Origin of the sequence: Desulfosporosinus youngiae DSM 17734 (assembly GCF_000244895.1) — a bacterium.
In the GTDB taxonomy this organism is placed as follows: Bacteria; Bacillota; Desulfitobacteriia; order Desulfitobacteriales; family Desulfitobacteriaceae; genus Desulfosporosinus; species Desulfosporosinus youngiae.
Genome location: NZ_CM001441.1, coordinates 2,696,190 through 2,710,291 on the forward strand (window position 1 = coordinate 2,696,190; position 14,102 = coordinate 2,710,291).

General features: G+C 42.1%; 14 protein-coding genes and 1 riboswitch. Of the genes, 11 read left to right on the plus strand and 3 right to left on the minus strand.

Annotated elements, in window-relative coordinates; genetic code table 11:
- Nucleotides 1-108 precede the first annotated feature (108 nt).
- On the plus strand, nucleotides 109-705 hold the full coding sequence (locus DESYODRAFT_RS12435; RefSeq protein ID WP_007783500.1) for a TetR/AcrR family transcriptional regulator: 597 nt from the start codon (nucleotides 109-111) through the stop codon (nucleotides 703-705).
- A gap of 108 nt (nucleotides 706-813) precedes the next feature.
- Nucleotides 814-1,137: a GNAT family N-acetyltransferase gene (locus DESYODRAFT_RS12440; protein WP_007783503.1), complete on the plus strand. Its 324-nt coding sequence runs from the start codon at nucleotides 814-816 to the stop codon at nucleotides 1,135-1,137.
- Between the two features lie 18 nt (nucleotides 1,138-1,155).
- Here the strand turns inward: DESYODRAFT_RS12440 and DESYODRAFT_RS12445 are convergent, their stop codons facing one another.
- The gene (locus DESYODRAFT_RS12445) at nucleotides 1,156-1,647 is read right to left on the minus strand and encodes a hypothetical protein (RefSeq protein WP_007783512.1); all 492 of its coding nucleotides are present in this window, start codon (nucleotides 1,645-1,647) and stop codon (nucleotides 1,156-1,158) included.
- A gap of 176 nt (nucleotides 1,648-1,823) precedes the next feature.
- On the opposite strand from DESYODRAFT_RS12445, the gene DESYODRAFT_RS26645 reads away from it, so the two are divergent.
- From DESYODRAFT_RS26645 to DESYODRAFT_RS12460, 3 genes are all read left to right on the plus strand, one after another.
- Complete coding sequence (locus tag DESYODRAFT_RS26645) at nucleotides 1,824-2,438, plus strand: TetR/AcrR family transcriptional regulator (protein ID WP_007783513.1); 615 nt, start codon at nucleotides 1,824-1,826, stop codon at nucleotides 2,436-2,438.
- 156 nt (nucleotides 2,439-2,594) lie between these two features.
- Nucleotides 2,595-3,167 carry a class I SAM-dependent methyltransferase gene (locus tag DESYODRAFT_RS12455; protein ID WP_007783516.1) on the plus strand — a complete coding sequence of 191 codons (573 nt, stop codon included), beginning with the start codon at nucleotides 2,595-2,597 and terminating at the stop codon, nucleotides 3,165-3,167.
- A gap of 89 nt (nucleotides 3,168-3,256) precedes the next feature.
- Nucleotides 3,257-3,784 (plus strand): YehS family protein, encoded by a 528-nt coding sequence (locus DESYODRAFT_RS12460; RefSeq protein ID WP_007783519.1) that lies wholly within the window; start codon nucleotides 3,257-3,259, stop codon nucleotides 3,782-3,784.
- A 149-nt stretch (nucleotides 3,785-3,933) separates the two neighbouring features.
- On the opposite strand, the gene DESYODRAFT_RS12465 is transcribed toward DESYODRAFT_RS12460, so the two are convergent.
- Nucleotides 3,934-5,292 (minus strand): MFS transporter, encoded by a 1,359-nt coding sequence (locus DESYODRAFT_RS12465; RefSeq protein WP_007783522.1) that lies wholly within the window; start codon nucleotides 5,290-5,292, stop codon nucleotides 3,934-3,936.
- Nucleotides 5,293-5,494: 202 nt separating this feature from the next.
- The gene (locus tag DESYODRAFT_RS12470; protein ID WP_007783524.1) at nucleotides 5,495-6,430 is read right to left on the minus strand and encodes a LysR family transcriptional regulator; all 936 of its coding nucleotides are present in this window, start codon (nucleotides 6,428-6,430) and stop codon (nucleotides 5,495-5,497) included.
- A gap of 298 nt (nucleotides 6,431-6,728) precedes the next feature.
- On the opposite strand from DESYODRAFT_RS12470, the gene DESYODRAFT_RS12475 reads away from it, so the two are divergent.
- From DESYODRAFT_RS12475 to DESYODRAFT_RS12500, 6 genes are all read left to right on the plus strand, one after another.
- A complete protein-coding gene (locus DESYODRAFT_RS12475) occupies nucleotides 6,729-8,612 on the plus strand; it encodes an aryl-sulfate sulfotransferase (RefSeq protein WP_007783527.1) in 1,884 nt (627 codons plus the stop codon).
- Nucleotides 8,613-8,641: 29 nt separating this feature from the next.
- Nucleotides 8,642-8,974 carry a thioredoxin family protein gene (locus tag DESYODRAFT_RS12480; protein ID WP_007783530.1) on the plus strand — a complete coding sequence of 111 codons (333 nt, stop codon included), beginning with the start codon at nucleotides 8,642-8,644 and terminating at the stop codon, nucleotides 8,972-8,974.
- Between the two features lie 14 nt (nucleotides 8,975-8,988).
- Nucleotides 8,989-10,215 (plus strand): thioredoxin-disulfide reductase, encoded by a 1,227-nt coding sequence (gene trxB, locus DESYODRAFT_RS12485; RefSeq protein ID WP_007783531.1) that lies wholly within the window; start codon nucleotides 8,989-8,991, stop codon nucleotides 10,213-10,215.
- A gap of 68 nt (nucleotides 10,216-10,283) precedes the next feature.
- A riboswitch (cobalamin riboswitch) is annotated at nucleotides 10,284-10,462 on the plus strand.
- 141 nt (nucleotides 10,463-10,603) lie between these two features.
- Nucleotides 10,604-11,365, plus strand: coding sequence for an ABC transporter ATP-binding protein (locus tag DESYODRAFT_RS12490; RefSeq protein WP_007783532.1), 762 nt, complete (start codon nucleotides 10,604-10,606; stop codon nucleotides 11,363-11,365).
- Nucleotides 11,366-11,631: 266 nt separating this feature from the next.
- Nucleotides 11,632-12,567 carry a bifunctional helix-turn-helix transcriptional regulator/GNAT family N-acetyltransferase gene (locus DESYODRAFT_RS12495; RefSeq protein WP_007783533.1) on the plus strand — a complete coding sequence of 312 codons (936 nt, stop codon included), beginning with the start codon at nucleotides 11,632-11,634 and terminating at the stop codon, nucleotides 12,565-12,567.
- A gap of 213 nt (nucleotides 12,568-12,780) precedes the next feature.
- Nucleotides 12,781-13,890 (plus strand): ISAs1 family transposase, encoded by a 1,110-nt coding sequence (locus tag DESYODRAFT_RS12500; RefSeq protein ID WP_157137176.1) that lies wholly within the window; start codon nucleotides 12,781-12,783, stop codon nucleotides 13,888-13,890.
- Nucleotides 13,891-14,102 lie beyond the last annotated feature (212 nt).

The window sequence follows — 14,102 nt, forward strand, 5'->3', positions numbered from 1 at the left end:
ATTGTTTACAGTGTCAACATAATAATAGCACGCAATGTTTACGATGTAAACATTTTATTATTTTGTGGTATACTATAGTTATGTTTTGTTGAGAGGAAGTATAGTCGAATGTCAAACGAAAATTACCATCATGAAAATTTAAAGGCCGAATTGATTAAAAAGGGTTTAAAGCTTTTAGATGAAGAAGGGTATGAAAACGTTTCCTTGCGCAAGGTGGCGAAAGCCTGCGGTGTAAGCCACACCGCACCCTATAGGCATTTTGATAGTAAAGACGATCTGATCCTGGCGATTGCTATCGAAGCCCACCATAAATTCAACCAATGCCTGGAGGAAGCCGTTAATAAATATCCCCAGGACAATAAAAGCCAGCTTAAGGAAATGGGTTATGCCTATGTTAAGTTCTTTGTAGAAAATCCGGAGTATTTGCGGTTGTTTTTTCTAAGTGACTTTGCTGATAATCTTAAAAAGATGAATCACGAAACTTTGATCAATGGCGAGCAGCCTTTCCATACGTTTTATCAGGCCATCGAACGCTGCCAATCGGAGATCCAAAACCGGGAAGGGGAGAGTGTTGACCTAAATGCCTTGGCCTTGTCCTGCTGGGGTTTGGTGCACGGTATGGCCATATTGATTGCCAAAAAGGATTTTTCTTATGATGGTGATTATCTGGAGCTTGTCAGAAAGGTACTTTGGGATACATTTTAATTGGGATTTGCAGATATCCCGGAAAAGTGAGAGTTGCTAAATCTAATAGAGAATCATACAATCTAAGAGTGATGATAATAACTAGTTTGCGATAATAGGAGGAGCAACATGAATTGGAACTATGAAAAAGGACGGATTTACGGCACGGATGATAAAGGGGAATTGATGTGTGAGACCACGTTTATTCGCAGAGAAAATGGCGATGTGAATATAGATCATACCTATGTTAACCCTGCTTTAAGAGGTCAGGGGATAGCCGGTAAAATGATGACTGTAGTGGCTGAGTATTTTAGGAAAGAAGGATATAAAGCTGCGGCTACCTGTTCCTATGCTAATATTTGGTTGAAACGGCATGAAAAACAGTATCCGGATATTGTTTCCCATGCTATGGATGATCAAGCCGTGGCCTGCAAGATTGACGGCAAACATTAAGACGCCGAGAATGATCTTTCAGCTTGAGCCTATAACTTTTTGATGAACATTTTTATGTTTCTTTTCAATATAGTCGTTTAATTTTAGGTAACCCCAGGTTGCCAAAGTGAACCATAATGTGAAATTTGCCACTCTTAGCAAAAAATTAGGCTCAATGAACATCCCTAAGTTGACTAATACTCTTGAATAAATCATGCTCATAACTATCCCTGATGCAGGAAATATATAAACAAAGGGCTTATGCTTAGGTAGAAGATAGAAGTATATAATGTAGAATGCACACCAGGATACGGGTGAGTCAATTGGCAAATATTCATAGCCAAAGGGAGCAAAGTTAATCCACCTGAAAACATTGGTTAGATGACCAATTGTAAGTCCTATGACATCATAGGTACTGCCGAATATCATTCCATATATTGTAAGACGACGGATTTCCTTTCTTGGAACAAGTATGACAAGTGCGAGAAGAAATATTGCCAATTTTATGAGATGCATAAAGCAAAAAGGCATTTATTAAAACCTCCTTGAATTCCGTAGATTCAGTTTTGTTTTAGTCTATCATTTCCATTATTTGTGAAACTATGTGGTGGCCGAATTATTGAGGAATGGGAACAGTCTCTTGACAAGTGAGGCCAGAGAAAATACAATAAAACTAACCGAACGGTTAGTTAAAAGGCGGGATAAAGATGTCTTCAAAGGAAAGTTTAAGCACCGTTGAAAAGATCCTTCAGGCAGCGGAAGAACTATTCGCAGAAAGGGGTTTTGATGGTACAAGTGTCAATCTGATCGCGGAAAAAGCAGACGTTAACAAAGCCATGATCTATTACCATTTTAAAGATAAAAATGACCTTATTAATTCCATGTTTGAACGGATCTTGAGAGAAGCGGAGCACTATTTAAAACGTGCCTTTGCTGCTCACTCTGATAGCGGCATAGAGGTCAGTCATCTGGATCGTATTGAAGAGGAACTTAACTTTTTAAGTAAACGAAAACGAATTATCTCAGTTATGATGATGGAAGCCTTAAAAGGAGATGAGAAAGATAATTATTTCTTCAAATGCGCTGAACGTGTTTTCAAACATGAATTGAAGGGCTTTAAAAGTGAATCCGGTGAAATTGAGGAGAATTCTTCGGACCGTCAAAGGGATTTAGTTTATGAATTTTTCACCGGTTTTGTCCCAATCATTGCTTTTGTTGTTTTTAATGAGAAATGGTGCGACTACTTTAAATGTGATTCGGATAAGGCCATGGAGTATTTTTTAGAGTCATTTCGAAAAACCCATTTAGCGTCAAATTTTTAAAGCATCAGGTTTTATAAGCTTAGCTTAAATCTCCCCATAGTCTTACTTTCAAGGGGAAAATCGATAAGGCGTATTAACCGGACGGTTGGTTAATTATTTACGGATCAGAAAATTATACTGAGAAAAAAGGCCTAAATATGTGAGGAGGGCTTAGATATGAGTAACAGTGTTTGCCCATGGTGGTTAGGTTATTTTCTGCTGCTGAATCCGATAAGGAGTATGATTCATAGTCCTGAGAAGATACTAAAAAATCACGTTAATAAGGGGATGTTCGTCTTAGACATAGGATGCGGAATGGGATACTTCAGTTTGCCAATGGCGAAACTGGTGGGGGATAAGGGAAGTGTTTTGGCAATTGATCTCCAAGAGAGGATGTTAACGGCTCTGAACAGGAGAGCCAGGAAAGCTAATTTGACAAATAACCTGGAAACAAGGCTTTGCTCAAATAACTCACTGAACCTTGATGATGTTGCCGGGAAAATAGATTTTGCCTTAGCCTTTGCCATGGTTCATGAGGTTCCGGATAAGGATAGGCTTTTAATAGAACTACATAAAGCATTAAAATCGGGCGGGAAGCTCCTAATTGCTGAACCAAAAGGACATGTTAAGGAAAAAGAGTTTAATGATTGTCTGAATTTGGCCCGAAGTATAGGGTTTAATATTGCAGAGAGACCTGAAATTGGCAAAAGCTTCTCTGCTCTGCTTACGAAGCAGACGCTGAATTGTTGAAATCTGTTTAAGTATCGCCGGCTCTGCCACAGGAAATAGTCATGTTATAATGGAAGACAGTTAAGAAGAGTTTAGGAGGATTTATTAAAATGGATAATAATGATATCTTAATTCGATTAAGATATGCTCTGAATTTAAGGGATAAAGAAGTGGCAGAGATATTTAAACTTGGCGGCGTTGAACTAACTGAAGATATGGTGAGAAAACTGCTCATAAAACCAAAGGACACTTATGGTTATAATAATGAGGTTGTGGATCATCAGGAAAGAGAAGCAAAGGAAGAAACCATTAAATGCAAGAACAGTATGCTGGAGACCTTTTTAAATGGGTTAATAATCTTTAAACGAGGAAAGCAAGATCCAAAACCGGGGCAGCCTGAGACACCGGCACTAGAGAACAATGAAAATCCTAATAATACTTTGCTTAAGAAGTTGAAAATTGCCCTGACCCTGACTAGTGAAGATATGATGGATATCTTCAAAGAAACAGGGGTTATTGTCACGAAAGGGGAATTAAGTGCTCTGTTAAGAAAGAGAGGCCATAAGAATTATAAAGAGTGCGGGGATAAATACGCTAGAAATTTTCTGAAGGGATTGACTAAAAAACTTAGGGGATAGACTGTCCTTTGTCAATTTTAATATTAGTTTTATCAATAGCGAAGTATCTGAAATCGTATTAGAAGAAGTTTTATTATCTTGATATAATAACGTCAGGAAACAGCGAAACCGCCAAAAACTCATGTTTTTAGCGGTTGTCGTGAGCAAGCTTACGAAATTTCTTCAAGGGATCTGCCGCCGGTCTTTAGGCCCCATAATAATAAGACTGCTATGGGGAGGCAAACCAGTATCGCGACCATATTGTAAACACCGGCGAATTGATATTGAGCAAAAACCACGGGAATATACAATTGCAGCACTGAAGTCGCTAAACGTCCTGAGGCATTGTGAATTCCCGTTGAGGTATTCCGCATTTTTGTCGGATAATTCTCAGCAATATAGCTGAAGGTGATGAAATTTAAAGCCATATTAGTTGCGATCATCAGGAATCCGCAAAGTACGATAGGACCAAAGCCTTGCAGCTTTCCAAAAATCACAGATAAGAATGCCACAGACAGAGCCATTGCTGCCATTGGAATTTTTCGGCCGCCTTTGTCAGCAATCAGAGACGAGAGATAACATCCGGCGGGAACACCAAACATCAGCAGGGAGGATGCTGTCAAAGCATCATTAACGCTTAACCCTCTTTGGTTGAGAAGGGTCGGTGTCCAGTTAGTAATAACAAACCCGGCGGGAACCGTCAGGATAACAAAGAGCAGGATGATCAACGTCCGTTTTATATATTTCGGTGACAAAATGCCGATCAGAACATCCATAGTTTTGACACGAGGTTCAACTTTAGAAGAAGCCTGACTTAAATCAACCTTTACGTTGGCTAATTCTTCGATGATCTTTTCAGCTGCCTCTTTTTTACCTTGAGCCACTAACCAGCGAGGGGATTCTTTTAAGTATTTGAGACCCAATATGAACCCAATAAGTCCGACTCCGCCCAAGAAGAAAATGTAGCGCCAGGCTTCCGGACTTAAGGGAATAACGACCCGGCATAAAAGCCCTACCAAAGGGGCGGCCATAAAGCCGACGGAAGCCGTTAAGCTTTGCCACTTGCCCCGGGTAGCCGCAGGAGACATCTCTGCAATATAGACTTGGGAAGTGACCATCATACAAAAGATTCCGAAACCCGTTAAGGCCCTGGTTATGGTAAAAACTTCGACCGTGTTAGCGAAGCCGTTCGCTATTGAGCCGAACGAGAAGAGAAGGATTGCACCTAAAAAGGTTTTTCGCCGTCCGATAAAGTCCGAAATAATACCGCCCGTTAAGCCGCCGAGGGTCATAGCTACAAAATAGGCAAAGTTTATTTTTCCTACCTCTGCCAAAGTAATGCCCCAGCTTTTCATCAATGCGGGAGCAATGAAACCAAAATTCCAATTATCCATCTGTTCAAAGAAGTAGGCTAACATAATGATGAAAAATAACAACTTATGGGTCGATGTAACTTCCAGGTCATCAAAATAATTGCTCGGGATTGGTTCATTAGGAAGATTAGATTTCCTCTGCACTTCAGCTGCCATATACACCCTCCTGTATTTTGTGATATATTTCTCAAGGTGAAGGACCAAAGACTCAGCTAGTCTTTGCTTAGGTTTAGTGAAACAATCTCCTTTCTTTTGTGTTGTATTTTCTGCTTGTACTTGTTCTCTCAATCGTATTATACATAATCCAAATAGCACCATAAAACAGAAGCTTATTGTCCTTGGTCACAACAGAATGTGGTTACTCGCCCGTTGTCTGGCAGGAGAGTTCCAGAGAGTTTAAAAACTTTTGGGCAGCAATTGACATAGGGCTGTGAGCCGAACTTACCCAGGTATAGACAAGCTTTAAGCGCAGAGGGGACTGAACGGTGCATTCTTTTAAAAGCCGGTGATCACTCAGTTCAAGCGCAGAAATAAGCCCCATAGCCAGACCGTCAATGATTGTCTGACGGAATAACTCATTATTAAGGGTTTTTAAAAATACCTTAGGTGATTGATGGACCTCCTGAAAAATGAGAGAGACAATCTCACTGTATTGCTTTGTTGCGAAATAGACCATAGGCAGCTTGACCATTTCCTGGGCAGAAGCCGTCTGCTGTTTGCTCAGTGCCCAGGTTTTTGGAATACAGAGGATCAGATCATCGCGCAAAAGCTCTTTATAGGCTAACTCAGGATAGGTATACAAAACCCGGTTTTGAGGATCTTGATAATAAGCTTCAGGAAAATTTATGAGACCTGCCACTGCAGGATCTTTCTTAATAGCGGCAATGGTTTCTGAAGGCGAGCTCTCTTTCAAAGACAAATTAACCTTCGGATAGTTTGACTTAAATAGTTTCAAAGCTCTGGGTAAAACTGCCGTACCGGAATTATGGGAATGAAAAAGGGTCAGATCTCCGCTGACCGGTGAGGTTTGCTGCTGAGCAAGCAGTTCCAGCTCGGCCTTAAGTTCCTCATAGGTTTCAACGATCTCCTTTGCTTTGCGGATGGTCTTTTGGCCGGCCTCTGTTATGGTTGTTCCCTGCCGGCTGCGATGAAATAATGTAACATTAAGCTCTTGCTCCATCCGTGTAATTATTTGGCTCAGACCTTGCTGAGAAATATGCATTTTCTCAGCCGACAGCGTAATCGACCGAGACTTGGACAATTCAATCAGGAGTTTTAAATCGTTGATACGCATCCCTGTCACTTCCTATTCGATAGTATCTTAGTTATTCTAACTTGGTTCCGGCAGGTGTACAAGGCAGAAGATTATCGTCTTTATTCTCAAACTTCAAAGTGGGTACAGGCAATAAGAAGCGTTCTTCTCTCAGGATAAAATGGGAGAAGGACGCTTTTCTGTTCCGCTAACAACTAATCCTTGTGATAAAGAACAATGAAGTCATGTTTTATATTGTACTATATAGAACTATATAATGTACTGGAAAGAACAAGGAGGAATACCTCTGAAATAAATCTGTTTATAAGGAGTGAACGTTTTGAGGAGCTATTTAGAAACCGAAAAACATTTGATTACCCTGCAATCTGAGTCAGAAGCAACGTTTTTAGCTGAGCTTAGGTCCGGAGGCTATACTTTGGAACAGCCTTTGGTTGTCGAAAATCCCTATTTAATTAATCCCCTGGCCGCAGTTATTTGTTTTAAGACCGATGAGGAAACTTCAGCCCAAATAACAGTCAAAGGAAAAACTGCCGAAGGTGATTTGACCCATACTTTTGCCTCAGCGCAAGAACATGTATTACCGATTTACGGATTATATGACAATTACGAAAACACGGTGGTTATAACCCTGGGCAATGGAAAAACCTCAGTGGTTACAATAAAAACCGAAGAACTGGACGTCAATAAAGCTCATTATTGCCATACCACACCGGAGTATTTCGGCAAAGACCTTATGGTTGTCTCCACGACGACACCGTTAGTGGAATCCGCCAGAACGGCGGGTTTTGATTATGCAGGGGATTTAAGATGGATTATCACCAATAAACAGAGCTGGGATATTAAAAAGCTGGCTAACGGAAGACTTCTGTACACAGCCTACCGGACCATGCAAAAACCTTACTATACCGTTGGACTTATGGAAATGGACTTCTGCGGTAAAATCTATAAAGAGTTCCGGCTGCCGGGCGGCTATCACCATGATGCCATTGAGTTAGAGAACGGCAATATTTTAGCTGCCTCCGATAATGATTTTAATGAATCCGTTGAAGACTATGTGGTCGAAATTGACCGAAAAACGGGGGAAGTCGTTAAATCCTGGGATCTTCTGAATATTTTGCCCAGGGAAAAAGGGAATGCAGGGGATTGGAACCACCATGATTGGTTCCACAATAACTCTGTCTGGTATGACAAAGCCACGAATTCGATTACTATGTCCGGCAGACACAAAGATGCCATCATTAACTTCGATTATGATACGGCCAAGCTTAACTGGATCATCGGCGACCCGGAAGGCTGGGGGGAAGAGTGGCAGCAATATTTCTTCAAAAATGTAACCAAAGGTGATTTCGACTGGCAGTATGAACAACATGCGGCGAGAATTCTGCCCAATGGTGATGTTTTCGTTTTCGATAACGGAACCTATCGCTCGAAAAACGAGGCCGCCAGAGTTTCACCCGAAGACAACTTTTCCCGAGGGGTTATTTATCGAATCGACACTGCTAAAATGGAAATCGAACAGGTTTGGCAGTATGGCAAGGAAAGAGGCGCCGAATTCTATTCCCCTTATATTTGCAATGTCGATTACTACAATGAAGGACACTATATGATTCACTCCGGCGGGATTGCTACCTATAGGGGAAAACATACCGATGGTTTAGGCGCAATGCTCTTAAACAAATATAAGGATGAGCATATTCATCTGACCTTAGAATCCATCACTGTTGAGGTTGAAAATGATGACGTAAAATATGAATTGAAGGTTGTGGGCGGTAATTATTACCGGGCCAGAAGGCTTGCCCTCTATGATGAAACGACCAATTTTACCCTGGGTAAAGGAGAATTCCTCGGTGGATTTGGAGTAACGCCGGAATTTGGTTTGAAGGTTAAATTCAAAGACGCTGGAGAAGAACTGCCGGCAAAACACAAGCTATCCTTAATTCTTGAGGAAGATCGTCTGGCTCTTCGAGCAAGCTTTAAGGAAGGATCTGAAGTTTTCCTGGAATTGAAGGGTGAAGAGGAAACGAAGTTCTATTCAGTGCCCACAGTGGTTCATGATGTTACCGCAGCTTGTGTTTCCTTTGAGGAGCAAAGCGATAATGATTTTCAATTTTATGTAAGCCGAGAAGGGTTGACGGGCGACTTTAAGCTCTATTTAAATATTGACAATAAACGATATGACACTCATTTATCCGTGGCACTCTAGAAATAAGGGTTAACAAAGGAGTGAAGAAAATGTCCTTACCGCTATTAAATGCTGAGCAGTTCGAAGAGCTTATTTATGATAAGGGTGAGTCCTGCTTGGTTATCTTTTCCAGAAAAAGCTGTCATGTCTGTCAGGGAGTCGTACCTATCTTAGAAGACTTAAAACCGCAATTTGAAGGTCGGTTTGGTTTTTATTATGTCGATGTTGAGGAAGAGAAGGCTCTATATCAACGGTTTTCGTTAAAAGGGGTTCCGCAAATTCTCTTCTTCAAGAATGGTGAATACCAAGGCAAGTTAGCCGGTGCCGTTGAGGAAGAGGATGTCGAGGAAAGAATCACTGACGTGCTGAATTCAGAATCATGAGGTGGAGTGAGGAAATGGCTGGTAGGTATGATTTACTGATTATTGGCGGCGGACCCGCCGGGTTGTCCGCCGCGATTTATGGGGGGAGGGCTAAGCTTAAAACTTTGGTTATCAACAAAGGGACCGTTGGCGGCTTAGTGAATACGACCCGTGAAATTGTTAATTATCCCGGTTATTCGCAAATCAGCGGTTCTGATCTCATGCTTGACTTTAAGAAACATGCCGAAGGCTTTGGTGTGGAGTTTTTAAGAGATGAAGTTGTGAGTACCGATTTTTCTCAAGAAACTAAAATAATTAAAACCAAAAAGGGTAAGGAATTTGCTGCTAAGGCTGTGATCATTGCCGGCGGCAGTGAGCCGAGGCTCCTGAATATCCCCGGGGAAAAAAGACTCCGAGGCAGTGGGGTGGCCTATTGCGCTACCTGTGACGCGGAGTTCTTTAAAGGGGAGGACGTGGTCGTCATTGGCAGCGGGGATCAAGCCATTGAGGAAGGTATGTATATCACCAAGTTTGCCCAAAAAGTAACGGTCATCGTACTCCATGATGAAGGGATTCTGGATTGCAATAAAATCAGTGCCGAACGCGCCTTTCAAAATGAAAAAATGGAGTTTGTCTGGAACTCCACGGTGGAAGAGGTTTTGGGAGATGAGAGTGTTGAGGGAGTAAAAATTAAAAATATAAAAACAGGGTGTTCTTCAGAATTAGCCTGCCAGGGCGTCTTCTTCTTTGTCGGCATGGTTCCCTCCACTCAATATCTTAAAGAGAGTGGTGTCGGGATGGACAAGAGGGGATATATCCCCGTCGGCGTGATGATGGAAACCAATCTTGAAGGGGTTTATGCGGCCGGGGATAATCGGGTCAAATACTTGAGACAAGTGGTTTCGGCAGCCGGGGACGGGGCTGCGGCCGCCGTTGCGGCCGAGCGCTACATTGAAGAACTGGAGGCCTTTAATAGGAGCGTTCTTCAGAGTCAGCAAAAGGTTCTAATCCTCTTCTTTAATGCCTTAATCAACGAAAGTCTGGAATTTTGTACTTTATTAGAAGAAGTCAATGGTGAACTGCAGGCCGCTCAAGCCGAGGGTTACAGGATTGTCAAACTGGATATAGCCACTAAGAAGAATCTTGCTAAGAAATATGGTATAGAAAAAGTCCCTTCGGTTGTGATATTAGATCATGGTGACGAAATCGGCCGCTTAGAGTGCAGCAGGGATAAAGAAGCCGTTCGCAGGCAGTTGCCTTGAACAAAAAGTTTGGAGCAGCCATTATGCTTGACCAAGTTGTCGTTTTGTGTTAAGTTTAATTCGGTAATTTAATAAATGAGCAAGTGATTTTTCTCTAGCGGAGAAAGACAGGGGAAGTTCGGTGAAAATCCGACGCGGTCCCGCCACTGTAAGGGAGAGTTTCTGCCACATTCACTGAGGGAACTTGGGAAGGAGGCAGTAAATGAAGACCCCGAGCCAGAAGACCTGATTGCTTATGCTTTACTCACGATGGATGGGTGAAGGGATTTGTCAATTCAGCCCTTCTTTTTGAAGGGCTTTACTTATTTCAATGAAATGAAAAAGGGTGTGCAATGTTCCCCGGCGTCTTCCTATTCTAGTGAGGAATTCTTGGAAGAAGGTGTTCTCTATGCAGCTGCTTCAGATTTCTAATTTAGAGCAGCCGGAAGTGCTGCGGCTGAAAAATGTCTGGAAAACCTATCCCGGGGGTTATCAGGCGGTCAAAGGGATTTCATTCTGCATTCGGCGGGGGGAATGCCTGGGGCTGGTTGGAGAAAGCGGCAGCGGCAAAAGCACGCTGGCCCGTTGTCTGCTGGCCTTGGAACGGATGGATGAAGGGGAGATCTGGTTGAACGGCCGCCCGCTTCATAAGTTGACCTCTGCTCAGCTTTATCAGGCTCGCCGGGAAATGCAGGCGGTTTTTCAAAATCCGTCAGGTTCATTTAACAGTAAACTGACGATTATGGATTCCCTTTTGGAACCCATTCGCTGCCAGAATAAAGGTTGTCCCAGCTTTCTCGGCAGCCCAGGCATGAGTGAGTGGAAAATCGCAAGCAGCTTGCTGGAACGGGTTCACTTGCCCGCAAGTTACCTGGACCGCTATCCCAGTGAGCTGAGTGGCGGTCAAAAGCAGCGGGTTGCTATCGCCCGGGCAATCAGTGTGGAGCCTTCCCTGATTGTTTTAGACGAACCAACGGCCAGTCTGGACGTATCCATTCAGGCTAAAGTGCTTAATCTGCTGAAAGACCTCCAGGAAGAGTTGTGCCTGTCCTATCTTTTCATTTCTCATGATCTTAGTGCCGTTCACTTTATGAGCGAACGTCTGACGGTTATGCAGCGAGGAGAGATGGTGGATGTCTGTGAGGGGAAAGATCTTTTTGATAGCAGATAGGTATTTCTAAATATTATAGCCTCTAGAATGAGGTAATCCTAAAAACCAAAAGCGTCCGGATTGATTTTGATCAGTCCGGGCGCTTTTGTGCTAAGGGCTTTTAAAGTTAAACCCCGAAAGGCTAAGACCCGGAAGGCGAGACGAGAACTCGAAGGACCAGATATGCCCTATCGCCAAAAATTAGTTGACTAAAGCATCTAATAATAGTTGGCTAAGTCAGATAAATATGTTATTTTATAGTGAAATAATTATTGAGGAGGCAACCATTGAATTCGATATATACACCATTGGTGCACAGCATTCGAAAATTTAACCGATTTTACACGAACATACTTGGACTTTTAGATCATCATATGCCGGGCAGTGAATTCTCGTTGTCGGAAGCTCGTGTACTGTACGAAATCGGGCATATGGAGAATTGTACTTCTAAAAAATTAATTGAGGAACTAAGAATTGACTCAGGCTATCTAAGCAGGATCATAAAACGCTTCGAGAAGCACAATTTAACGTATAGGGTGAAGTCCAGTGAGGATGGCCGGTTGTATTATTTTTACCTTACTGATGTTGGAAAAGAAACGCTTTCAAGGCTGGATGACCGATCCAATCAACAAATCTATCAGATGATTGTCCAATTACAGGAGCAAAACCAAAAAAGGCTTGTCAAAGGAATCCAAGCAATTGAAAGTGCTCTGTCAAGAGATTCTGTTTTTGGAAACGAGACGATCAACTTGCGTTGCGAGTTGAAACCTGGAGATGTGGGTCAGCTAATTCATCTGCATGGTTGGATATATGCTCAGGAATGCGGGTTTAACCATGTTTTTGAAGGCTATGTTTGTAAGACTTTCTATGACTTCTTTGAAAGCTATAGTCCGCATAAGGATAGGTTTTGGTTTGCTGAAGTTGATGGAGAGATGATAGGAGCTATTGCAATCGTCGGACATTCGGCGGAAAAAGCTCAGCTTAGATGGTTTATACTTCATCCGGAATTTCGAGGAATAGGTCTTGGCAGCAGGCTATTGAATGAAGCCATACAATACTGTAGAGAGAAGGGATATAAAACTATATTTTTGGTGACCACGGAAGACCAAAAAACAGCTATAAAAATGTACGTAAAAGCTGGATTCAAAAAAGTAGCTGCGCATGAAAATCAGGCATGGGGCAAGGATTTAATTGAACAGACCTTTGAATTGAATTTATCGTGATTATGCCTGATAATATCTCCTGCTCTTATATTGTGCTAGAAAAATGCCAATGCATTTAGGTACGGATAAAGTTCAATTCGCATATGTATGCCGGCAAGCATGGGAATATCGAGATGTCAAGATGTAACGTTCCGGGTCCCACGTCAAACGCATGAGAAATAGCTAAAAGAGCGAAAGATATGGTAAACTTTCCCCAAGAGAAGAGGGGGGTTTATGATGAAAGAGCTCTTTGCAGAAATCGAACGAATCAATGACCCAAGGCAAGCCTATAAAACTAAGCACAAACTGATTGATATCGTAGTCATTGTGTTGATCGGAATGTTAGCCAATGCGGATACCTGGGAGGAAATCCAAATCTTTGCTGTTTCTAAACAGACCCTTTTGAGGAAGTATCTGGACCTTCCCCATGGTATTCCTTCGCATGATACCCTCCAGCGTGTCATGGCGCTTATTCATCCGGAAGTTATGAGGCAGATACAAACGGCTTTCAACCAAATGCTAAGCCAAGAAGAAGGAGAAGCCCTTAAGAAGCTCATCAATATCGACGGAAAAACGATGCGTGGCAGTGCGGTGAATGAAAAGCGTCCTCTGCATGTCGTCTCAGCTTGGTGCAAAGAAGATGGAGTCTGTTTTGGTCAAACCGTCGTCCATGAGAAAGAGAATGAAATCGTAGCCATTCCAGAACTCCTTAAGACCTTAACGATCAAGGGATCCATTATCACTCTAGACGCGATGGGTACACAAACTAAAATTGCCGAACAAATCATTAAGCAAAAGGGAGATTATGTGTTAGCCCTCAAAGAGAATCAAGGGAATCTATACAAAGACGTAGTCTTGTATTTTGAAGATGAAGAATTCCAAACAAAAGCAGCCTATACCCAAACGATAGAAAAAGCACGAAGTCAACTAGAGAAACGCCAATATTATCAGAGTGATGATCTATCGTGGCTGCCGGATCGACAGAAATGGAAAGGTCTAAAAAGTATAGGAATGGTCGTCAAAACCATTGAAAAGAAAGGTCAAATCAAGAAAGAGAAGAGATATTATATCAGTAGTTTGCCGCTGGATGTGGAGTCGATGGCGAAAGCCGTGAGAGGACATTGGGCGATTGAAAGTATGCATTGGCAGTTGGATGTGACCTTTCGAGAAGACAGTAACACGACGTTGGATAAAAACGCGGCATTAAACCTAAACATCTTACGCAAAATGTGCCTGCCTCTTTTGAAACGATTAGACATAGGAATGAGAGCTTCGTTAAAGGGTAAACGGTTTGCTTTTTGTTCTGATCCAGTCAAATATATCGAACAATTCATGCAAATGTAGTTTTTAAAATTCTCGTTACAAGCTTTATCAGATTAAGTGTTTTCATGCGTTTGACGTGTTCCGGGTCCCAGAGTATGACAAGGGACTCAAGTTTATGATTACAAATATAAGATGTTAAAGATAAGAAGAACCGAGGCGCAGCCCCGGTTCTTCTTAAAATATATCAGGGAGTATAAATTTTTGGGGGGTATCAGTGGGTACACCTTTATTTG

What these genes read in the sequence shown, in the direction of transcription:
- trxB (WP_007783531.1), top strand. Translation starts at nt 8,989, where the DNA reads ATGGCTGGTAGGTATGATTTACTGATTATTGGCGGCGGACCCGCCGGG.
- DESYODRAFT_RS26645 (WP_007783513.1), top strand. Translation starts at nt 1,824, where the DNA reads ATGTCTTCAAAGGAAAGTTTAAGCACCGTTGAAAAGATCCTTCAGGCA.
- DESYODRAFT_RS12470 (WP_007783524.1), bottom strand. Translation starts at nt 6,430, where the DNA reads ATGCGTATCAACGATTTAAAACTCCTGATTGAATTGTCCAAGTCTCGG.
- DESYODRAFT_RS12445 (WP_007783512.1), bottom strand. Translation starts at nt 1,647, where the DNA reads ATGCCTTTTTGCTTTATGCATCTCATAAAATTGGCAATATTTCTTCTC.
- DESYODRAFT_RS12440 (WP_007783503.1), top strand. Translation starts at nt 814, where the DNA reads ATGAATTGGAACTATGAAAAAGGACGGATTTACGGCACGGATGATAAA.
- DESYODRAFT_RS12435 (WP_007783500.1), top strand. Translation starts at nt 109, where the DNA reads ATGTCAAACGAAAATTACCATCATGAAAATTTAAAGGCCGAATTGATT.
- DESYODRAFT_RS12500 (WP_157137176.1), top strand. Translation starts at nt 12,781, where the DNA reads ATGATGAAAGAGCTCTTTGCAGAAATCGAACGAATCAATGACCCAAGG.
- DESYODRAFT_RS12465 (WP_007783522.1), bottom strand. Translation starts at nt 5,292, where the DNA reads ATGGCAGCTGAAGTGCAGAGGAAATCTAATCTTCCTAATGAACCAATC.
- DESYODRAFT_RS12490 (WP_007783532.1), top strand. Translation starts at nt 10,604, where the DNA reads ATGCAGCTGCTTCAGATTTCTAATTTAGAGCAGCCGGAAGTGCTGCGG.
- DESYODRAFT_RS12455 (WP_007783516.1), top strand. Translation starts at nt 2,595, where the DNA reads ATGAGTAACAGTGTTTGCCCATGGTGGTTAGGTTATTTTCTGCTGCTG.
- DESYODRAFT_RS12480 (WP_007783530.1), top strand. Translation starts at nt 8,642, where the DNA reads ATGTCCTTACCGCTATTAAATGCTGAGCAGTTCGAAGAGCTTATTTAT.
- DESYODRAFT_RS12460 (WP_007783519.1), top strand. Translation starts at nt 3,257, where the DNA reads ATGGATAATAATGATATCTTAATTCGATTAAGATATGCTCTGAATTTA.